22 protein-coding genes are annotated in these 18,125 nt (G+C 69.4%); 10 read left to right on the top strand and 12 right to left on the bottom strand.

All coding sequences use genetic code 11. The features are described 5' to 3' along the window. Window position 1: 1 nt before the first annotated feature. Both WG922_RS01495 and ruvA read right to left on the bottom strand, forming a co-directional pair. Window positions 2-1,492 (bottom strand): endoproteinase ArgC, encoded by a 1,491-nt coding sequence (locus WG922_RS01495; protein WP_340280127.1) that lies wholly within the window; start codon window positions 1,490-1,492, stop codon window positions 2-4. Window positions 1,493-1,566: 74 nt separating this feature from the next. Next, entirely contained in the window at window positions 1,567-2,142 is a 576-nt protein-coding gene (ruvA, locus tag WG922_RS01500; RefSeq protein WP_340280128.1) for a Holliday junction branch migration protein RuvA, read from the bottom strand. Between the two features lie 26 nt (window positions 2,143-2,168). On the opposite strand from ruvA, the gene WG922_RS01505 reads away from it, so the two are divergent. Then, window positions 2,169-3,128: a PhoH family protein gene (locus WG922_RS01505; protein WP_340280130.1), complete on the top strand. Its 960-nt coding sequence runs from the start codon at window positions 2,169-2,171 to the stop codon at window positions 3,126-3,128. After that, window positions 3,125-3,577, top strand: a complete 453-nt coding sequence (gene ybeY / locus WG922_RS01510; RefSeq protein ID WP_340280132.1) for an rRNA maturation RNase YbeY — start codon at window positions 3,125-3,127, stop codon at window positions 3,575-3,577. Before WG922_RS01505 ends, ybeY begins: the two co-directional genes overlap by 4 nt. 126 nt (window positions 3,578-3,703) lie before the next feature. Here the strand turns inward: ybeY and dtd are convergent, their stop codons facing one another. The 3 genes from dtd to tyrS are packed head-to-tail and all read right to left on the bottom strand — an operon-like array spanning window position 3,704 to window position 6,355. Beyond that, on the bottom strand, window positions 3,704-4,144 hold the full coding sequence (dtd, locus tag WG922_RS01515) for a D-aminoacyl-tRNA deacylase (RefSeq protein WP_340280134.1): 441 nt from the start codon (window positions 4,142-4,144) through the stop codon (window positions 3,704-3,706). Beyond that, window positions 4,141-5,088: a cation diffusion facilitator family transporter gene (locus WG922_RS01520; protein ID WP_340280136.1), complete on the bottom strand. Its 948-nt coding sequence runs from the start codon at window positions 5,086-5,088 to the stop codon at window positions 4,141-4,143. The genes dtd and WG922_RS01520 overlap by 4 nt, the downstream gene beginning before the upstream one ends. A gap of 31 nt (window positions 5,089-5,119) precedes the next feature. After that, the gene (tyrS, locus tag WG922_RS01525; RefSeq protein ID WP_340280138.1) at window positions 5,120-6,355 is read right to left on the bottom strand and encodes a tyrosine--tRNA ligase; all 1,236 of its coding nucleotides are present in this window, start codon (window positions 6,353-6,355) and stop codon (window positions 5,120-5,122) included. A gap of 185 nt (window positions 6,356-6,540) precedes the next feature. Here tyrS and WG922_RS01530 point away from each other — a divergent pair, with 185 nt between their 5' ends. After that, window positions 6,541-7,884 carry a M23 family metallopeptidase gene (locus WG922_RS01530; RefSeq protein WP_445322784.1) on the top strand — a complete coding sequence of 448 codons (1,344 nt, stop codon included), beginning with the start codon at window positions 6,541-6,543 and terminating at the stop codon, window positions 7,882-7,884. A 19-nt stretch (window positions 7,885-7,903) separates the two neighbouring features. Then, entirely contained in the window at window positions 7,904-9,016 is a 1,113-nt protein-coding gene (locus WG922_RS01535; protein WP_340280140.1) for an anhydro-N-acetylmuramic acid kinase, read from the top strand. Between the two features lie 36 nt (window positions 9,017-9,052). On the opposite strand, the gene erpA is transcribed toward WG922_RS01535, so the two are convergent. The 4 genes from erpA to rplM all read right to left on the bottom strand — a co-directional run bounded on the left by erpA (window position 9,053) and on the right by rplM (window position 10,878). Continuing rightward, the gene (gene erpA, locus WG922_RS01540) at window positions 9,053-9,421 is read right to left on the bottom strand and encodes an iron-sulfur cluster insertion protein ErpA (RefSeq protein ID WP_340280142.1); all 369 of its coding nucleotides are present in this window, start codon (window positions 9,419-9,421) and stop codon (window positions 9,053-9,055) included. 60 nt (window positions 9,422-9,481) lie between these two features. Continuing rightward, window positions 9,482-9,877, bottom strand: a complete 396-nt coding sequence (locus WG922_RS01545; protein ID WP_340280480.1) for a bactofilin family protein — start codon at window positions 9,875-9,877, stop codon at window positions 9,482-9,484. Window positions 9,878-10,044: 167 nt separating this feature from the next. Beyond that, complete coding sequence (rpsI, locus tag WG922_RS01550; protein ID WP_340280143.1) at window positions 10,045-10,437, bottom strand: 30S ribosomal protein S9; 393 nt, start codon at window positions 10,435-10,437, stop codon at window positions 10,045-10,047. Window positions 10,438-10,446: 9 nt separating this feature from the next. Next, a complete protein-coding gene (rplM, locus tag WG922_RS01555; protein WP_340280145.1) occupies window positions 10,447-10,878 on the bottom strand; it encodes a 50S ribosomal protein L13 in 432 nt (143 codons plus the stop codon). 177 nt (window positions 10,879-11,055) lie between these two features. Between rplM and WG922_RS01560 the strand changes: the two genes are divergently transcribed. From WG922_RS01560 to WG922_RS01585, 6 genes are all read left to right on the top strand, one after another. Next, the gene (locus tag WG922_RS01560; RefSeq protein ID WP_340280146.1) at window positions 11,056-11,952 is read left to right on the top strand and encodes a 23S rRNA (adenine(2030)-N(6))-methyltransferase RlmJ; all 897 of its coding nucleotides are present in this window, start codon (window positions 11,056-11,058) and stop codon (window positions 11,950-11,952) included. A gap of 235 nt (window positions 11,953-12,187) precedes the next feature. Continuing rightward, window positions 12,188-13,201 carry a 1,2-phenylacetyl-CoA epoxidase subunit PaaA gene (paaA, locus tag WG922_RS01565; RefSeq protein ID WP_340280147.1) on the top strand — a complete coding sequence of 338 codons (1,014 nt, stop codon included), beginning with the start codon at window positions 12,188-12,190 and terminating at the stop codon, window positions 13,199-13,201. Beyond that, window positions 13,198-13,518 (top strand): 1,2-phenylacetyl-CoA epoxidase subunit PaaB, encoded by a 321-nt coding sequence (gene paaB, locus WG922_RS01570; protein ID WP_340280148.1) that lies wholly within the window; start codon window positions 13,198-13,200, stop codon window positions 13,516-13,518. The genes paaA and paaB overlap by 4 nt, the downstream gene beginning before the upstream one ends. Continuing rightward, a complete protein-coding gene (paaC, locus tag WG922_RS01575; RefSeq protein WP_340280150.1) occupies window positions 13,518-14,312 on the top strand; it encodes a 1,2-phenylacetyl-CoA epoxidase subunit PaaC in 795 nt (264 codons plus the stop codon). Before paaB ends, paaC begins: the two co-directional genes overlap by 1 nt. Beyond that, window positions 14,306-14,821, top strand: coding sequence for a 1,2-phenylacetyl-CoA epoxidase subunit PaaD (gene paaD / locus WG922_RS01580; RefSeq protein WP_340280481.1), 516 nt, complete (start codon window positions 14,306-14,308; stop codon window positions 14,819-14,821). Before paaC ends, paaD begins: the two co-directional genes overlap by 7 nt. A 10-nt stretch (window positions 14,822-14,831) precedes the next feature. Continuing rightward, window positions 14,832-15,914: a 2Fe-2S iron-sulfur cluster-binding protein gene (locus tag WG922_RS01585; protein WP_340280151.1), complete on the top strand. Its 1,083-nt coding sequence runs from the start codon at window positions 14,832-14,834 to the stop codon at window positions 15,912-15,914. Between the two features lie 24 nt (window positions 15,915-15,938). Here the strand turns inward: WG922_RS01585 and WG922_RS01590 are convergent, their stop codons facing one another. Genes WG922_RS01590 through WG922_RS01600 form a run of 3 tightly spaced genes read right to left on the bottom strand, consistent with a single transcriptional unit; the run spans window position 15,939 to window position 18,112 of the window. Next, complete coding sequence (locus WG922_RS01590; RefSeq protein ID WP_340280152.1) at window positions 15,939-16,508, bottom strand: septal ring lytic transglycosylase RlpA family protein; 570 nt, start codon at window positions 16,506-16,508, stop codon at window positions 15,939-15,941. Further along, complete coding sequence (gene metF / locus WG922_RS01595) at window positions 16,508-17,332, bottom strand: methylenetetrahydrofolate reductase [NAD(P)H] (RefSeq protein WP_340280153.1); 825 nt, start codon at window positions 17,330-17,332, stop codon at window positions 16,508-16,510. Before metF ends, WG922_RS01590 begins: the two co-directional genes overlap by 1 nt. Window positions 17,333-17,341: 9 nt before the next feature. Beyond that, window positions 17,342-18,112: a TlyA family RNA methyltransferase gene (locus WG922_RS01600; protein WP_340280154.1), complete on the bottom strand. Its 771-nt coding sequence runs from the start codon at window positions 18,110-18,112 to the stop codon at window positions 17,342-17,344. Between the last annotated feature and the right edge of the window lie 13 nt (window positions 18,113-18,125).

Genomic DNA, 18,125 nt, shown 5'->3' on the forward strand with positions numbered 1-18,125 from the left:
ATCAGGGCGCGACGGGAGGGGTCCCGAGCCACTCGTTCAGCCTTGCCCGGTAGGCCAGGTCGAAGCGGCCATAGTAGTCGGGCTCGAAGCGTCGATCGGCTGCGCAACTGGCCAATCCGGCGAACAACTGTCCAGCGACGTACTGGCGCCCACCCAGCGGCGCGAACAGGGCCGAACCACTGCTGCCGAACTCGGTGGTCCCGCTCTGCCAGCGCACGCGCAGGAACCGTGCTCCGCTGGCACTGCTTTGCGGCTCACACCGCAATCCGTCGCAGCGGGCGTACGACTCCATCAGGCCTGCGCTGTACTTGAGCAGGTCGCCGAACGGGTGGTGCAGCCCCGCCACGGCGCCCTGCACCGGCGGCGCGACCAGCAGCGAGCCGGCGAATCGCACGCCGGCGGGCGGGCTGCGCAGCAGGCGCATGAAGGACGTGTCGGTCTCGCCCGAGGCATACAGCAGCTCCGCGCCGCCGAACACGCGTGTCGCCAGCGGGCTCAGCAGGCTGCTGTTGCAGCTTGCCGAGCGGTAGAACCAGTAGGTGACCAGGGTCGAGGCGGACGCCTGGTCCGAGACGCAGTGCTCGGCGCTGAGGAACCAGGGCGTGCCGCTGGCGGGCACGTCGGCCATGAGCGTGCCGGAGCAGTAGTAGGAGCCGCCGTCGCTTCCGGTGAACTCCATCCGGGCCACGGCCCGGGTTTCTTCCTGCAAGGTGGGCGCGCAACTCGCGTCGAGGTTGCAGGTGCCGGCCTCCCCGATCTTGAGGAACGCGTCCTTTCCGCGGGCGAGATCGACGAACAGGTGAGACAGCTGCGGCACCGCCACCTGCACCTCCTGGGGTGCAACCCCCGCCGGCAGCTCGATCTCGAGCACGGCCTCCGGGCCGCCGACGGGTGGCAGCCAGAAGGTGCGCCCGACCGCACCGGTGAAGCCGGCGGCGGCGTTGCGCTCCAGGGTCTGGCGCACCTGCTCACCCGTGAAGGCGACGCTGTCGCTGCCGTCGGGCGCGAACACCCGCACCGTGGCGGCGTCCGGCAGGCGCTCGACACGCAGCCCCAGTCGCAGCGCCGTGGCGCCCTCCGAGTGAAAACGGGCTGCCGCCGCCGTGCCGCCGGACGGCGCCGGCTGCCAGTTGAGCAGACGCGCCGTGGACTGCACGTCCGCCGTGGCGGCAAGCGCCCTGCCCTGCCCGATCTGGCGCACCGGGTTGCGCTGCCCGGACGCCGGCGTGCGCCCCGCCATCGCGGTGCGTGCGGCCTCGGGCAAGGCCTCGAGCCGCACGGGGGTCGCAGCAACCCCGGCCGGCGTGGCAGCGGGAGCGGCGGCGCTCTTGGGTACGGCCCGCGCAGCAAGGTCGTATCCCTCGATCACGGGCCCGCTGGCATCGCTGCCGCGTGCGTTGCCGGGATCGCTCGGTTCATCGCCGCCGCCGCCGCAGGCGGCCAGTGCACTGACGAGCAGGCCCAGGCAGGCCGCGCGAATCAGGCTGTTCATGTTCTTCCCTTGTGCCACATTGACTGAAGCGGGGATTGTGGCTGCAAGCGGACCAGGCGTGCTGCTGAGCGGCTCTATCGGGCCAGTGCCTTGAGCGCCGACTTGATGCCCTCGCTCACGCCGACGCCGGGCGGCAGCGCCTTGAGCGCGGCGCCGGCCTCGCGCTCGTTGTAGCCGAGGGCCAGCAGGGCCTGCAGGATGTCCGCCTGCGCATCGCTGACCCCTCCGGGCGCGGCCGGGCCGAGGTCGGCGCCGATGCGCCCCTTGAGCTCCAGCAGCAGGCGCTCGGCCGTTTTCTTGCCGATGCCCGGCACCTTGGTCAGGCGGGCGCTGTCCTGCGCCGTCACCGCCTGCGCGATGTCGGACACGCTCATGCCGGAGAGCACGGACAAGGCGGTGCGGGGTCCGACGCCCGAAATGCGGATGAGCTGCCGGAAGGCCTCGCGTTCGCCCGCGGTGCCGAAGCCGTAGAGCACCTGCGCGTCTTCGCGCACGACGAAGTGCGTAAGCAGCGAGACCTTGTCGCCGACGCCCGGCAGGTTGTAGAAGGTGCTCATCGGCACATCGACCTCGTAGCCGACGCCGTGGCACTCCAGCAGCACCTGCGGCGGGTTCTTGTCGGCCAGGGTTCCGGTCAGTTTGCCTATCATGCGGGTCCTCCCCGGGAATTATCAGCTTGATCCTCCGCCACACTTTCTCGCCCCCCAACAACACGCGCCTGGCCAATCTGTGCGGTCCCGCCGACGAACACCTGCGCACCATCGAGCTGGCCTTGCAGGTGTCCATCGCGCACCGCCACGAGCAGTTCAAGGTGGACGGCCCCAAGCCCAAGGCGCAGCGGGCGCTGGAAGTGCTGCAAGCCCTGTACGAGATCGCCGCGCGGCCCGTGTCGCCGGAAACCCTGCAGCTCATGCTGGCCGGCGACCAGACGCTGGCCGAGGACCCCGACGGCGCGCTGGTGCTGCACACGCGCCGCACCGATCTCAAGGCCCGCACCCCGAACCAGGGTGTCTACCTCGACAACATTGCCGGGCACGACATCACCTTCGGCATCGGCCCGGCGGGCACCGGCAAGACCTATCTCGCCGTGGCCTGCGCGGTGGATGCCCTCGAGCGCAGCAGCGTGCAGCGCATCGTGCTCACGCGCCCCGCGGTCGAGGCGGGCGAGAAGCTCGGCTTTCTGCCCGGGGACCTGACGCAGAAGGTCGATCCCTACCTGCGGCCGCTCTACGACGCCCTCTACGACCTGATGGGGTTCGAGCGCGTGACCAAGGCCTTCGAACGCAATGCGCTTGAGATCGCTCCCCTGGCCTTCATGCGCGGGCGCACGCTGAACAACGCCTTCGTCATCCTGGACGAAGCGCAGAACACCACGCCCGAGCAGATGAAGATGTTCCTCACCCGCATCGGCTTCGGCAGCAAGTGCGTGGTCACGGGCGACATCAGCCAGATCGACCTGCCCCGCGGCCAGCTCTCGGGCTTGGTGGAAGCCGAGCACATCCTCAAGCGGGTCAAGGGCATCGCCCACACGCGCTTCACCAGTGCCGACGTGGTGCGCCACCCGCTGGTCGCGCGCATCGTCGATGCCTACGACGCCGCGCGCAAGAAGGCGGCGGCGGCGGGCGCAGCCGCATGAGCGTCGGGCTTCAGCTGAGTCTGCAGTTCGGGCGTTTCCAAGGCGCTGAGGTGCACCGCGCACTGCTGCGGCGCGCGCGGGTGGCGCGCTGGGTGTCCCATGCGCTGGAGCGGCCCGGGGCCGAAGTCGCGGTGCGCGTGGTGGGCGAGGACGAGGGCCGCGCGATGAACAGCCAGTACCGCGGCAAGGACTACGCCACCAACGTGCTCACCTTCGACTACACCCGCGTGCCGGTGCTGGCCTGCGACCTGGTGCTGTGCGCGCCGGTCGTCGCGCGCGAAGCCGGCGAGCAGGGCAAGACCCTCGAAGCGCACTACGCGCACCTGCTGGTGCACGGAACGCTGCACGCGCAGGGCTGGGACCACGAACGCGGCGAGGCCGACGCACTGGCGATGGAGGCGCTGGAGGTGCTGCTGCTGGAATCGCTGGGCTACGCCAATCCGTACTGAAACAAGGGCGGCGGCGCGGCCTGGATCGACCGCAGGCCAGCGTGACGGCGGACATGACCTTGCGCGGCTGGTCTCGTGCGACGCCCTGATCGAGAGGCCGGGCAAAGCACAGCCTCTTCGATCGGCTCACACGATGCGCAGCGGGATCGTCACCGGGCCGTCGTTCACCAGATGCACCTGCATGTCGGCGGCGAACTCACCTGTCGCGACCTGCGGATGGGCCGTGCGGGCGATGGCGACCAGGTAGTCGTACAGTCGCCGCCCGTCGTCCGGCGCCGCCGCCTGCGTGAAGCTCGGCCGGTTGCCGCCGGAGGTGTCGGCCGCCAGCGTGAACTGGCTCACCAGGAGCAGTCCGCCCTGCACGTCCTGCAGGCTGCGGTTCATCTTGCCCGCCGCATCCGCAAAGATGCGCAGCTTCAACAGCTTGGCCAGCAGGCGCTCGGCCTGCGCCTCGGTGTCGCCGCGCTCGGCGCACACCAGCACCAGCAGGCCGACGCCGATTTCGCCGACGGTGCGATCGGCAACACGCACTCGCGCTTCGCGCACGCGCTGCGCCACCGCGATCACGGCGCACCCTCCGGCTTGCCTGGCGCGTCGTCCTCGGGTTGCGCCGTCATGGGCGCATGCGCCTCGACGTCGGTAGGCAGCAGCTGGATGGAGGCGCGCAGGCCCGGCACCGCCTGCATGAGCGCGCGCTCGACGCCGTTGCGCAATTCGGCGGCGCGGCCGAGCGTCCAGTGTGCCGGCACGTGCATGTGCAGATCGACGAAGCGACGCTGGCCGGCACGTCGCGTGGCGACATGGTCGAAGCGCACGCCGGGTTGCGCGAAACGCCCCAGGGTGCGCTGGATCTCGAGCACCACCTTCGGCTCGAGCGCGTGGTCCATCAGGCCATGCGAGGAGCGCCACACCAGCGACACGCCTTCGCGCAGGATGTTCAGCGCCACGCCGATGGCGACCAGCGGATCTAGCCACAGCCACCCCGTGGCGGCGACGGCGGCGACGCCCACCACGACGCCGGCCGAGGTCCAGACGTCGGTGACCAGGTGGCGCCCGTCGGCCTCCAGCGCGATGGACCGGTGCTCGCGCGCGGCGCGCAGCAGCACCCAGGCCAACGCGCCGTTGAACACCGAGCTGAGCACCGACAAGCCGAGCCCCCAATCGACGCGCTCGAGCGGCTGCGGCTGTGCCAGCCGCAGCACGGCCGCCCAGATGATCGCGGCCGCCGCCACGATGATCAGCAGCCCTTCGAAACCCGAAGAGAAATACTCCGCCTTGTGGTGCCCGAACGGGTGTTCCTTGTCGGGCGGCCGCTGGGCCACCGTCACCATGACCAGCGCAAAGACGGCGCTTCCCAGGTTGACCAGCGACTCCATCGCGTCGGACAGCAGGCCGACCGAACCCGTCAACCACCAGGCCAGGGTCTTGAGCGTGATCGTGAGGAGCGCAACGCCGATCGAGACGACCAGCAGGCCGCGCGGCGAGAAGTGCTGGAGCGGGTTGGTACGCATCGCCAGGGTGGACGCGGCCGCCGTGCCGGCTTCAGGCCAGCGTCACCCGGGCGAACTTGCGCTTGCCGACCTGCAGCACATAGGTGCCGGCCGCGAGCTTCAGGCCCTTGTCGCCGACCACCGACGAGTCGATGCGCACGCCGCCACCATCGATCAGGCGGTTGGCTTCGGAAGTAGAAGGCGCGAGGCCGGCCTGCTTCAACAGCGCTGCAATACCCACCGGCGCCCCGCCGAGCGAAACCTCGGGAATCTCGTCGGGCACGCCGCCGCGGCTGCGCTTGACGAAGTCCTGCTCGGCGGCTTCGGCGGCCGCGGCGCTGTGGAAGCGCGCGGTGATCTCGCGCGCCAGCATCGCCTTGGCGTCGCGCGGGTTGCGCCCGCCTTCGACTTCGGCGCGCAGCGAGGCGATGTCCGCCTCGCTGCGAAAGCTCAGGAGCGTGTACCAGCGCCACATGAGCGTGTCCGAGATCGACATCACCTTGGCGAACATGGTGTTCGCATCCTCGCTGATGCCGATGTAGTTGTTCTTGCTCTTGGACATCTTGTCCACGCCGTCGAGCCCTTCGAGCAGCGGCATCGTCAGCACGCACTGCGGCTCCTGGCCCCACTCCTGCTGCAGGTGGCGTCCCATGAGCAGGTTGAACTTCTGGTCGGTCCCGCCGAGTTCGAGGTCGCTGCGCAGGGCGACCGAGTCGTAGCCCTGCATCAGCGGGTAGAGGAACTCGTGCACCGAGATGCTGCGCCCCTCGGTGAAGCGCTTGTGGAAGTCGTCGCGCTCCATCATGCGGGCCACGGTGTACTTGGCCGCGAGCTGGATCATGCCGCGCGCGCCGAGCGCGTCGGACCACTCGCTGTTGTAGCGGATCTCGGTCCGTGCGGGATCCAGCACCAGGCTCGCCTGCCGGTAGTACGTATCGGCGTTCGCCTGGATCTGTTCGGCCGTGAGCGGCGGCCGGGTGCTGTTGCGCCCCGACGGATCGCCGATGAGCGTGGTGAAGTCACCGATCAGGAAGATGACGGTGTGCCCCAGATCCTGCAGCTGCCGCATCTTGTTGAGAACGACGGTGTGCCCGACGTGGATGTCCGGCGCCGTGGGGTCCAGTCCCAGCTTGATGCGCAGCGGCACGCCGGTCGCCTCGCTGCGCGCGAGCTTCTGAAGCCATTCGTCCCGCGGCAGCAGTTCCTCGCATCCGCGCAGGGTGACTGCCAGTGCTTCGCGGGTCCGATCAGTCATTGCGAAGCTTTTCGTTACAACGGCTTGATTCATAACGCTTTTTTGAATAGCTCTACCACGAGGATGGCTATACTCTCGCGGGATTGAGGAAGCGTCGGATTCTAGATGCGCTGGTTTTGGCGCCCGACGGCCTCCCGCACGACAACAAAAGCGCCTCGACGGTCTTTTCACACGAACGAGACAACGCAGTAAGGACCCGCGGTTTGACCAAGCGACTCATGGCTTTCGGCGATCAGATGCGCTCGCGTGCGGCGTACGTGTTCGCCCGCCACCCCCGCCACATCACGACCGTTCTTGCTGCTCTTCTTCTGGGCGGAGGCGGGGGTGCTTTCGCGGTGGCGTCGTTCGGGCCCGATCCGGCAGACATGCCGGTGCGCCAGGTGGTCGAGCGGGTGGAGCCGCTGCCCATTCAGACGCAGATCGAAGCGCTCGAAGTCCATACCCTGCGGCTGTTCCGCACCGAATTCCTGCGGTCCACCGACTCCGTCGAGTCGCTGCTCGGCCGCCTCGGGCTGCACGACCCCGACGCGTCTGCCTATCTGCGCAAGGACGCCCTGTTTCGCACCAAGATCCTGGGCCGTCCCGGCCGCATGATCACGGCAGAGGCCAACGACAGCCACGGACTCGAAAAACTTATCGCGCGCTGGCCTGCCGACGAGGACGGCCAGTTCCGCCGCCTCGTGGTGGAGCGCACGCCCGACGGGCACCTGGCAACGCGTGTCGAGAGCGGCCTGCTGCAGCCCTCGACCCGGCTGGGCAGCGGTGTCATCCGCAGTTCGCTCTTCGCCGCCGTCGATGAGGCCAACATCCCCGAAGAGATCGCGGCGCAGGTTGCCGACATCTTCGGCAGCCGCGTCGATTTCCACCGCGGGCTGCGCAAGGGCGACTGGTTCAACGTCGTCTACGAAGTGCTGACCGCCGACGGCGAGCCCATGCGCAGCGGACGGGTGCTGTCGGTCGAGTTCATCAACGACGGCAAGGCCCACACGGCCATGTGGTTCCAGCAGCCCGGCAAGAAAGGCGCCTACTACGCGCTGGACGGCACGAGCCTGCAAAGCGCCTATCTGGCCTCGCCAATGGAATTCTCGCGCGTCACCAGCGGCTTTTCGATGCGCTTCCATCCCATCCTCAAGCAGTGGCGCAAGCACCTGGGTGTGGATTACGGCGCGCCCACCGGCACGCCGGTGCGGACCGTGGGTGACGGCGTGGTGGAATTCGCCGGGTGGCAAAGCGGCTTCGGCAACGTGGTCGTCGTGCGCCACAACGCCAGCGACACCACCTTCTACGCCCACCTGAGCCGCATCGATGTCCGCAAGGGCGCGAGCGTGAACCAGGGTCAGCGCGTCGGCGCGGTCGGCGCTACCGGGTGGGCCACCGGGCCGCACCTGCACTTCGAATTCCGCGTCAACGGAGAGCACCAGGACCCGCTGGTGGTCGCCCGCAAGAGCGAGGGCGTCAAGCTGTCCGCCGATGCCCGGCCGGCCTTCCAGAGCGCGGCCCTGGCGATGCGGCTCAAGCTCGATGCGGCCGCCAGCGTGGCGCAGGTCGCCAGCGCCGAATAGCACCCCGGCGCCGCTTGCCATGGCAGCGATCTATGCCGGCCTGATGTCCGGCACCTCGCTGGACGGCGTCGATGGCGTGCTGGCCGACTTCGCCGATGGCGCCATCCATGTGCACGCATACGCCAGCCGCGACATGCCCAGCGCGTTGCGCAGCGAGTTGCTGGCGCTGAACGCCTCCGGATCCGACGAGTTGCACCGTGCCGCGCTGGCGGCCAATGCCCTCATGGAGGTCTACGCCGGGGTGGTGCTCGACCTCCTGCAGCGCGCCGGGCTGCGCGCTGCACAGGTACGTGCCATCGGTGCGCACGGACAGACCGTGCGACACCGCCCTCAGGAGTTCGACGGCACCGGCTACACCATCCAGCTCGCGCAACCCGCGCTGCTGGCCGAACGCACGGGCATCGCCGTAGCCGCGGACTTCCGCAGCCGCGACGTGGCCGCCGGTGGGCAGGGCGCGCCGCTGGCCCCTTTCTTCCACCGTGCCTGGCTCAATCGGCCGGGCCGCACCGTGGGCGTGCTGAACATCGGCGGCATCTCGAACCTCACGGTGCTCGAGCCCGACGGTGTTTTGCTGGGTTTCGACTGCGGCCCTGGCAACGCATTGCTGGACCACTGGTGCCTGCGCCATCGCGGTCACGCCTTCGACGCAGAAGGCACCTGGGCGGCCCAGGGCTGCGTTCGAGACGATCTGCTCGCGGCGCTGCTCGCAGAGCCCTATTTCATGCGGCCGCCCCCCAAGAGCACGGGGCGCGATCTGTTTCATCCGCTCTGGCTGCAGGAGCGGCTGGCGGCCGCTGCGCCGGATGCCGCCCCGATCGATGTGCAGGCCACGCTGGCCGAACTCACGGCGCGCTGCTGCGCGGACGCCGTGCGCCGGCAGGCGCCGCGCCTTCCCGAACTGGTGGTCTGCGGAGGCGGCGCCTACAACCTGCACCTGCTGCGCCGTCTCTCGGCCCTGCTGCCCAACACGGAGGTGGTCGCCAGCGCCGACCGTGGACTGCCGCCCCTGCAGGTCGAGGCGGCCGCGTTCGCCTGGCTGGCGAGCCGCCTCGTCGAGCACGTACCGCTGGACCTCACAAGCACCACGGGCGCCCGAGGCGCCCGTGTGTTGGGGTGTCTGTACCCGGCCTGAGGCCGGCCGGCGTGTGCCCGGCCTACGCCGGATGGGTCAGACGGAGAAGCTGGATCCGCAGCCGCAGGTGGTCGTGGCGTTGGGATTCTTGATCACGAACTGCGCACCCTGAAGATCTTCCTTGTAGTCGATCTCGGCGCCGAGCAGGTACTGATAGCTCATGGCATCGATCAGCAGCGACACACCGTTCTTCGACATCACGGTGTCGTCGTCGTTGGTGATCTCGTCGAAGGTGAAGCCGTACTGGAAGCCGGAACATCCGCCGCCCTGCACGAACACACGCAGCTTGAGGTCGGGGTTGCCTTCCTCGGCGATCAGGTCGGCCACTTTGGCCGCTGCGCTGTCGGTGAACAGCAGCGGTGCGGGCATCTCTTCGGTCTGGGGGGTTTCGGCGACTGCGCTCATCCTGGTGTTTCCTTGAGTTCCAGCGCGCAATGGTAGGCCAATCGCAGCGCGTATTCGGCTTCAGCCGTTGTTTGCCGCCAATTTGAGTAAGGGCTTTTCCTCGGCGCCCGGAAGCGGGCAGAGGTGGCCCGTGATGCTGGCACCCTGATGGATCTCCAGCACGCCATAGTGCATGTCGCCCTCGACGCGCGCACGCGGCTGCAACTCCAGCAGCTCGGCTGCGCGGATCGGGCCGCGGACGGTGCCGTTGACGATGACATGGTCTGCAACCACCTCACCTTCCACCACGGCCGACTCGGAGATCACCAGCAGGCTGGGCTGGTCGGCCACGGCGCGGATGTCGCCGGCCACGCTGCCGTCGATGCGCATGCCTTCGGTGAATTCAAGCTGGCCAGTGATGCGGCAGCCCTGTGCCAGCAAGCCCTTGATGGGCGGTTGTGCTTTCTTGCCGAACATGCGGGTCTCCTGGAGGACGGCGGGCACGTTTTGTACCACGGCCGAGCCAGCAGCCGTGTCGGACAACGCTGAGCTTGCTGCGCGCCGGCGCCTGCAACGAAAAAGGCCGCCAGAGCGGGGCTCTGGCGGCCTTTCTTGTACAGCAGCAGGGCTGCTGCAACAGGAGATCAGCGCTTGCTGAACTGCTTGCGGCGGCGGGCGGAGTGCAGGCCCACCTTCTTGCGCTCGACCTCGCGGGCGTCGCGGGTGACGAAGCCGGCAGCCGACAGCGCCGGCTTGAGTGCTGCGTCGTAGTCGATCAGCGCGCGGGTGATGCCGTGGCGGGCGGCGCCGGCCTGGCCGGATTCACCACCGCCGTGCACGTTGACCTGGATGTCGAAGGTCTCGACATGGTTGGTCAGCACCAGCGGCTGCTTGGCGATCATGATCGAGGTCTGACGGCCGAAGAACTCTTCGATGTCCTTGCCGTTGACCGTGATCTTGCCGCTGCCCTTTTTCAGAAACACGCGTGCGACGCTGCTCTTGCGGCGGCCGGTGCCGTTGTTCCATTCACCAATCATCTCGGCTCCTTAGATTTCCAGCGCCTTGGGCTGCTGCGCGGTGTGCGGGTGCTCGGCGCCGGCATACACCTTCAGCTTCTTGACCATGGCATAGCCCAGGGGGCCCTTGGGCAGCATGCCCTTGACGGCCTTCTCCAGCGCGCGGCCGGGATGCCGGGCCTGCATGTCGCGGAAGTTGGTCTCGTAGATGCCGCCGGGGAAGCCGGAGTGGCGGTAGTACTTCTTGTTGAGCTCTTTGGAGCCGGTGACACGGATCTTGTCCGCGTTGATGACGACGATGTAGTCGCCGGTATCGACGTGAGGCGTGTAAATGGCCTTGTGTTTGCCGCGCAAACGGAGGGCTGCTTCGCTGGCAATCCTTCCGAGCACCTTGTCGGTGGCGTCAATCACAAACCACTCGTGCGTCACGTCAGCGGGTTTCGCGCTGAACGTCTTGGTCATGAGTTTTCCTGCAGGGGAAGTGGTTTGACGGGCCCTTTTCCACGGTCGGTGTCTCTCTGCTGGAGACCTCTTAGGTGGGGTTTCTGTCATCTGCCGCGGGGCCGCAAGGCGCTGCAGAGCCCGCGATTATACGAAGCCGCAAGCCCGGTGGCCAAGCCGGGGGTTTACCATCCCCGCATGTTCAGTTACCGACACGCCTTCCACGCCGGCAACCATGCCGACGTGCTCAAGCACCTGGTGCTGATCGGGATCGTCAAGCACCTCACGCAAAAGCCCGCACCGCTGCTGGTGGTCGATACCCACGCCGGCGCCGGTCTGTACCGGCTGGACGACGACTACGCGCGCACCTCCGGCGAGGCCGCGGACGGCATTCTCAAGCTGGTGGACGCCACGCTGGCGGAGCCTGCACCGGCCATCACGGACTACCTCGAGGCCGTGCGCGGCGTGAACCGCAGCGGCGCTCTCAAGCTGTACCCCGGCTCCCCCTTCGTCATCCAGCCGCTGCTGCGCCAGGAGGCGCGCGACCGGCTCAAGCTGTTCGAGCTGCACCCGACCGACAGCCAGGCGCTCGTCGCCCACGTGGCGCAGCTCGAGGCGGGCCGCCAGGTCAGCGTGGCGCGACAGGACGGCTTCGAGGCGCTCAAGGCGCTGCTGCCCCCGCCTTCGCGCCGGGCGCTGGTGCTGATCGATCCGAGCTACGAAATCAAGAGCGACTACGCCAAGGTAGTGGCGTGCCTGCAGGACAGTCTGAAGCGCTTTTCCACCGGCACGTACGCAGTGTGGTACCCCATCATTCCGCGGCCCGAAGCGCACGACGTGCCGCGGCGCCTGAAGACACTCGCCAACCAGGCCGGCAAGCCGTGGCTGCATGCCACCCTGGCGATCGGGCAGCGCGAAGAGCCGGACCCGGTCGGCCTCGAGGAGCGCCGGCGCCCCGGATTGACGGCGAGCGGCATGTTCGTCATCAACCCGCCGCACACGCTCAAGCCCGCGCTGTCGGCGGCCTTGCCTCAATTGCTGGAGGTGCTGGGGAGGGGCCGCGGGAAGGCTCAGACGCTGGAGAGCGGCGGCTGAGTTGGCGACGACGCACGGCAGGCGCGAACCACCGATAGCCGAGGTTGCTGCGGCGTCGAACTGGAGGGTCGCGCATTTCGGGAGAACAGCAACCTAACCAATGTAGAAACCCCATGTTTGCTGGACGAATTGACAGGGGGTTCGAGGCCCTGAAGCCTTACGTCAGCGGCCGTACAAGCGGCTGCGCAACCAATTCCCCGACCGCTCGGTTTGGGAATTCCCTATACTTGCCCGCATGTACACCCAAGCCCTCGACATGCCGGAAAACCGGCGCGCGCTGCAGGTCGCGGCCGAGCCGTCCGCGACCGACGCCGAACGCCAGGCACGCTTCGACGCGAAGATCGATTCGGACGGCCGCATCGAGCCGCAGGACTGGATGCCCGATGCCTACCGTAAGACCCTGCTGCGCCAGATCAGCCAGCACGCGCACAGCGAAGTGGTCGGCATGTTGCCCGAGGGCAACTGGATTTCGCGGGCGCCTTCTCTCAAGCGCAAGGCGATCCTGCTGGCCAAGGTGCAGGACGAGGGCGGCCACGGCCTGTACTTGTACAGCGCCGCGGAGACCCTGGGCACCAGCCGCGACCAGATGGTCGAGGCGCTGCACCGTGGCAAGGCCAAGTACAGCTCGATCTTCAACTACCCCACCCTCACCTGGGCCGATGTCGGCGTGATCGGCTGGCTGGTGGACGGCGCGGCGATCATGAACCAGGTGCCGATCTGCCGCTGTTCCTACGGGCCCTATGCGCGGGCCATGATCCGCATCTGCAAGGAAGAGAGCTTCCACCAGCGCCAGGGCTTCGAGAGCCTGATGGTGCTGATGGCGGGCACCGAGGCGCAGCGCGAGATGGTGCAGGACGCGGTGAACCGCTGGTGGTGGCCGGTGCTGGCCATGTTCGGCCCGCCCGATGCCGACAGCCCGAACAGCGCCCAGGGCATGCGCTGGGGCATCAAGCGCCTGAGCAACGATGCGCTGCGCCAGAAGTTCGTCGATGCCACGGTGCCGCAGGCCCAGGTGCTGGGCGTCACGCTGCCCGACCCCGACCTGCGCTGGAACGAAGCCCGCGGGCACCACGATTACGGCGCCATCGACTGGGATGATTTCTGGAACGTGGTCAACGGCAAGGGCCCCTGCAACAAGGAGCGGCTGGCCACCCGCGTGAAGGCGCACGAGGACGGCGCCTGGGTGCGCGAGGCCGCCCTGGCGCACGCGCGCAAGCAGCAGGCCCGCGCCCTGAAGGAGGCCGCATGAGCCAGGAGACCAACGCTCGGCAGGCGCCCGCCCCCGCGCGCGAGTGGCCGCTGTGGGAGGTGTTCGTGCGCAGCCGCCAGGGACTGGAGCACAAGCACTGCGGCAGCCTGCACGCGGCCGACGCCCAGCAGGCCCTGCGCATGGCGCGCGATGTCTACACCCGCAGGCAGGAGGGCGTGAGCATCTGGGTCGTGCCTTCGGCGCAGATCACCGCCAGCGACCCCGACGACAAGGGTGAGTTCTTCGAGCCGGCCGCGGACAAGATCTACCGACACCCGAGCTTCTATTCGATTCCCGACGACGTGGGCCACATGTGATGCTCGCCACCGTGCATGCCCCCCTGGGCTTCCTGCTGCACCTGGCCGACAGCGCGCTGATACTGGGCCAGCGCAACGCCGAATGGTGCGGCCACGGCCCGGTGCTCGAGGAAGACATCGCGCTGGCCAACATCAGCCTCGACCTGATCGGCCAGGCGCGCCTCCTGTACCAGCACGCCGCCGCCGTGCAGGGCGAGGGCGCCACCGAGGACACGCTCGCCTATTTCCGCGACGTGCGCGCGTTTCGCAACCACACGCTGGCCGAGCTGCCGCACCACGGGCCGCTCGCCGGCACGGCCGCGGCCGATCGCGACTACGCCACGACCATCGTGCGCAACTTCCTCACCAGCCAGTTCATGGTGCTGCGCTGGGAGGCACTCGCCCGCTCGGCGGACGCGCAGCTCGCGGCCATCGCAGCGAAGTCGCTCAAGGAGGTGCGCTACCACCTGCGCCACGCCTGCGACTGGCTGGTCAAGCTCGGCGATGGCACCCCGCATTCGCATGCGCGCACGCAGGCAGCGCTGGACCACCTGATGCCGTACACGCAGGAGTTCTGGACCCTCTCGCCCGACGAGGCGCAGGCGCTGCAGGACGGCACCGGCGACGACCCCCGCGCCCTGCGTGCCGCCTGGGACGAGGCGATCGACGCCTGGCTGCACGAGGCCACGCTGCGGCGTCCCGCGCCGGGCGGCCATCTGCCGCGCGGCAAGGAAGGCCTGCATTCCGAGCACCTCGGCTATCTGCTGTCCGAGATGCAGTCGCTGGCCCGTCAGCACCCGGGAGCGCGCTGGTGAGTGCGCGCACCGAGGCCGCACGCCACGCGCTCGAGGCGGTGCCCGACCCGGAAATTCCGGTGGTGTCGATCGCCGAGCTGGGCATCCTGCGCGAGGTGCGCGAGGACGCCGACGGCAGCCTGGAGGTGGTCATCACGCCCACCTACAGCGGCTGCCCGGCCATGGAGCAGATCGAGGCCGACGTGCATGCCGCGCTGGCGCAGGCCGGGCTGGTGGCGCGGGTGCGCTCGCAGCTCGCCCCGGCCTGGACCACCGACTGGATCACCGAGGCGGCGCGCGAGAAGCTGCGCGCTTACGGCATCGCTCCGCCTGCCGGGCCGGCGTCGCAGAGCGAGGGCGGCGCCCGACCGCTGCGCTTCGCACCGCGCGCACCCCGCAGCGCCATCGCCTGCCCGCGCTGCGGCTCGCTCGACACCACCGAGATCTCGCACTTCGGCTCCACCGCCTGCAAGTCGCTGCACCGTTGCCTGGCGTGCCGCGAGCCTTTCGACCACTTCAAGCCCTACTGAGTCACACCCCATGGCGCCGCAATTCCACCCGCTCACCGTGCGCCGCATCACGCCCGACGTGGCCGGCGCCGCCGCCATCACGCTGGCGGTGCCGCCGGCCGCACGCGCGCTGTTCGATTTCCGGCCGGGTCAATACCTCACGCTGCGCACCCGTCTCGGCGGTGAGGAGCTGCGCCGCAGCTATTCGATCTGCAGCCCGCGCCAGCGCTACGAAGGCGCGGGCGAGCTCGACGTCGGCATCAAGCCGGTGGAAGGCGGCGCGTTCTCGAACTGGGCCGTGCGCGAACTCGCTGAAGGCGCCACGCTGGAGAGCCTGCCGCCCGACGGGCGCTTCACCTGCAGCGTGCCGGGCGCGCGGCACCGCGTCGGCTTCGCGGCGGGATCGGGCATCACCCCCATCCTGTCGATCGTGGCCACCACGCTCGCCGCGGATCCGCAGGCGCGCTTCACCCTGGTCTACGGCAACCAGCGCGCCGGCACCATCCTGTTCAACGAAGCGCTGGCCGATCTCAAGGACCGCTACCCCGAGCGCCTCACGCTCATTCACGTGCTCTCGCGCCAGCCGCAGGAGACGCCGCTCCTGAACGGCCGGCTCGACGCCGCGAAGGTGCGCGAGCTGCTGGCCACCATGGTGCCCGCCGAGGACATCGACGAGGCCTTCGTCTGCGGCCCCGAAGGCATGATCGCTGCCACCGAAGACGCGCTGCGCGAAGCGGGCGTTCCCGCCGACCGCATCCGCACCGAACGCTTCGCGAGCGGCCGGCCGGTGGTTGCGCGCGACCGCCCGCCGCCTGCGGTCGATACGGGCGCGAGCACGCCGCTGGATGTCGTGCTCGACGGCAAGACCTGGCACCTGCGGCTCGCCCCCGGCGAGCGCATCCTCGACGCCGGGCTCGCTGCGGGGCTCGACCTGCCCTACTCCTGCCAGGGGGGCGTGTGCTGCACCTGCCGCGCCCGCGTGCTGCAAGGCAGCACCGAGATGGAGCGCAACTACACGCTCGAGGACGGCGAGATCGCCCAGGGCTTCGTGCTCACCTGCCAGGCGCGCGCCGTCGATGGCGAGAAGCTGGTGGTGAGCTACGACGAGCGCTGAGCCGCGTCATGCGCAAAGCAGCGCCTATTTCGAATCGGCGGGCTCACCTGCGGCCAGGTCCAGCCGCGCGGCAGCGGCCTCCTCCGGGTCGAGCACGCGCAGCTCGACGCGCTTGATGCCGAGACCGACCAGCCCGATGCGCGCGGCGGCGGCGCGGCTGAGATCGATGACGCGGCGGCCGGCGTAGGGCCCGCGGTCGTTGATGCGCACCCGCACCGTGCGGCCGTCCGAAAGGCTGCGCACTTCCACCCAGGTGCCGAAGGGCAGGCTGGGATGCGCGGCCGTGAGCGCGTGCATGTCGTAGGTTTCGCCGCTCGCCGTCGGCCGCCCGTGCAGGGGCTTTCCGTACCACGACGCCAGCCCGCGCACCGGTGCGCGGGCGGCGTCGGGCGACGGAGACGGCGCTGCGGCCTTGGGCTGCGGCCCCGGCGGGCGAGTTGCCGCCGCGGGCTGCGGCGCTGCCAGTTCGCCGTGCGAATTCGGCCCCGCCTCGTTCGGCGCCTGCGCAATCACCGGCATCGATGCCGCAGTGCCCAGCGCCAGCATCAGCACCAGCAGCCCCGGTGCGAAGCGCGTCAGGCGCGTCGTATGCATCAGGCGCCCAGCTGGCGGCAGATCGCCAGTGTGGCCTGGGCCTGGTTCATGGTGTAGAAGTGCAGCCCCGGCGCGCCGGCCCGGGCGAGCTGCTCGCACAGCCGCGCGACCACGTCCAGCCCGAAGGACTTGATCGAGGCCGTGTCGTCGCCGAAGCTTTGCAGCCGCAGCCGGATCCAGCGCGGGATCTCGGCGCCGCAGGCATCTGAAAACCGCAGCAGCTGCGTCGAACTGGTGATGGGCATGATGCCCGGCACCACGGAGACATCGATGCGCAGGCGACGCAACTCCTCGATATACCGCGCGTACGCATCGGCGTTGAAGAAGTACTGCGTAATGCCCGTGTCGGCGCCCGCCTCGATCTTGGCGACGAAGGCCTCGAGGTCGCTGTGCGGCGAGCGCGCCTGCGGGTGCGTTTCCGGGTACGCCGCCACCTCGATGTGGAAGTGGCGCCCGGTCTCGCTGCGGATGAAGCCGACCAGGTCGCTCGCATAGCGGAACTCGCCACCCGCGCCGTAGCCGCTGGGCAGGTCGCCGCGCAGCGCCACGATGCGCCGCACGCCCGCCTCGCGGTAGGCGGCGAGGCGTTCGCGGATGCTCTCGCGGTTCTGGCCGATGCACGACAGGTGCGGCGCCGCCGACACGCCGTCGGCCATGATCTCGCGCACCGCCTGCAAGGTGCCGTCCTGGGTGGAGCCGCCGGCCCCGAAGGTCACCGAACAGAACTCGGGCCGCAGCGCATACAGCTGCTGGCGCACCGCGCGCAGCTTGGCTGCGCCTTCCTCGGTCTTGGGCGGAAAGAATTCCAGGCTGATGGGCAGCATGCGCCCTCCTCAGGTGTCGTGTTCGCCCGGTCGGGCATGGATGAAGAACTCGCGGTTGCCGTCGCCGCCGGTCACCGGGCTGTCGTGCCAGCCGAGCACCCGCAGGCCGAGCGCGCGGCAGGCGTCGCGCACGCGGCGCTCGACCTGCGCATACAGCGTGGCGTCGCGCACGACACCGCCCTTGCCGAGCTGCCCCGGCTGCAGCTCGAACTGCGGCTTGACCAGCATCAGCAGGTCGCCCGCGGGTGCGAGCAGCGGCACCAGCGCCGGCAGCACCAGCGTGAGCGAGATGAAGGACAGGTCGCCCACCACCAGATCGAACGGCTCGAAGCGCGCGCCACCGACGGCAGCGAGCTGCGCCTCGTCGAGGCTGCGCGCGTTGACGCGTTCGATGCAGCGCACGCGCGGGTCGCCTGCAATGCGCGGGTGCAACTGGCCGTGCCCGACATCGACGCCCACCACGCTGGTCGCGCCGCGCTGCAGCAGGCAGTCGGTGAAGCCCCCCGTGGACTGGCCCACATCGAGGCAGCGCGAGCCCCGAGGATCGATGCCGCTGGCGCGCAATGCGCCTTCGAGCTTGAGTCCGCCACGCGAGACGTAACGCGCCTCGGCCGCGTCGCCGAGCTCGAACAGCGCATCGGCCGGCAGCTCTTCGCCGTTCTTCGCAACCGCACGCCAGTCGGCGCCGGCGCGCCAGCGCACGCCGGCAGCGATCAGGCGCTGGGCCTGCGCGCGCGAGGCGGCGAGGCCGCGTTCGACGAGCAACTGGTCGGCGCGCATCGGCTGTCCGGGG

The sequence above is a fragment of the Ramlibacter sp. AN1015 genome (genome assembly GCF_037726105.1).
Taxonomy (GTDB): domain Bacteria; phylum Pseudomonadota; class Gammaproteobacteria; order Burkholderiales; family Burkholderiaceae_C; genus Ramlibacter.

What these genes read in the sequence shown, in the direction of transcription:
- WG922_RS01520 (WP_340280136.1), bottom strand. Translation starts at nt 5,088, where the DNA reads ATGCGTACCAACCCGCTCCAGCACTTCTCGCCGCGCGGCCTGCTGGTC.
- ybeY (WP_340280132.1), top strand. Translation starts at nt 3,125, where the DNA reads ATGAGCGTCGGGCTTCAGCTGAGTCTGCAGTTCGGGCGTTTCCAAGGC.
- metF (WP_340280153.1), bottom strand. Translation starts at nt 17,332, where the DNA reads ATGCTGCCCATCAGCCTGGAATTCTTTCCGCCCAAGACCGAGGAAGGC.
- paaB (WP_340280148.1), top strand. Translation starts at nt 13,198, where the DNA reads ATGAGCCAGGAGACCAACGCTCGGCAGGCGCCCGCCCCCGCGCGCGAG.
- rpsI (WP_340280143.1), bottom strand. Translation starts at nt 10,437, where the DNA reads ATGATTGGTGAATGGAACAACGGCACCGGCCGCCGCAAGAGCAGCGTC.
- WG922_RS01530 (WP_445322784.1), top strand. Translation starts at nt 6,541, where the DNA reads ATGGCTTTCGGCGATCAGATGCGCTCGCGTGCGGCGTACGTGTTCGCC.
- paaA (WP_340280147.1), top strand. Translation starts at nt 12,188, where the DNA reads ATGTACACCCAAGCCCTCGACATGCCGGAAAACCGGCGCGCGCTGCAG.
- WG922_RS01585 (WP_340280151.1), top strand. Translation starts at nt 14,832, where the DNA reads ATGGCGCCGCAATTCCACCCGCTCACCGTGCGCCGCATCACGCCCGAC.
- WG922_RS01560 (WP_340280146.1), top strand. Translation starts at nt 11,056, where the DNA reads ATGTTCAGTTACCGACACGCCTTCCACGCCGGCAACCATGCCGACGTG.
- paaC (WP_340280150.1), top strand. Translation starts at nt 13,518, where the DNA reads ATGCTCGCCACCGTGCATGCCCCCCTGGGCTTCCTGCTGCACCTGGCC.
- WG922_RS01495 (WP_340280127.1), bottom strand. Translation starts at nt 1,492, where the DNA reads ATGAACAGCCTGATTCGCGCGGCCTGCCTGGGCCTGCTCGTCAGTGCA.
- ruvA (WP_340280128.1), bottom strand. Translation starts at nt 2,142, where the DNA reads ATGATAGGCAAACTGACCGGAACCCTGGCCGACAAGAACCCGCCGCAG.
- WG922_RS01600 (WP_340280154.1), bottom strand. Translation starts at nt 18,112, where the DNA reads ATGCGCGCCGACCAGTTGCTCGTCGAACGCGGCCTCGCCGCCTCGCGC.
- WG922_RS01535 (WP_340280140.1), top strand. Translation starts at nt 7,904, where the DNA reads ATGGCAGCGATCTATGCCGGCCTGATGTCCGGCACCTCGCTGGACGGC.
- WG922_RS01545 (WP_340280480.1), bottom strand. Translation starts at nt 9,877, where the DNA reads ATGTTCGGCAAGAAAGCACAACCGCCCATCAAGGGCTTGCTGGCACAG.
- tyrS (WP_340280138.1), bottom strand. Translation starts at nt 6,355, where the DNA reads ATGAATCAAGCCGTTGTAACGAAAAGCTTCGCAATGACTGATCGGACC.
- rplM (WP_340280145.1), bottom strand. Translation starts at nt 10,878, where the DNA reads ATGACCAAGACGTTCAGCGCGAAACCCGCTGACGTGACGCACGAGTGG.
- erpA (WP_340280142.1), bottom strand. Translation starts at nt 9,421, where the DNA reads ATGAGCGCAGTCGCCGAAACCCCCCAGACCGAAGAGATGCCCGCACCG.
- WG922_RS01590 (WP_340280152.1), bottom strand. Translation starts at nt 16,508, where the DNA reads ATGCATACGACGCGCCTGACGCGCTTCGCACCGGGGCTGCTGGTGCTG.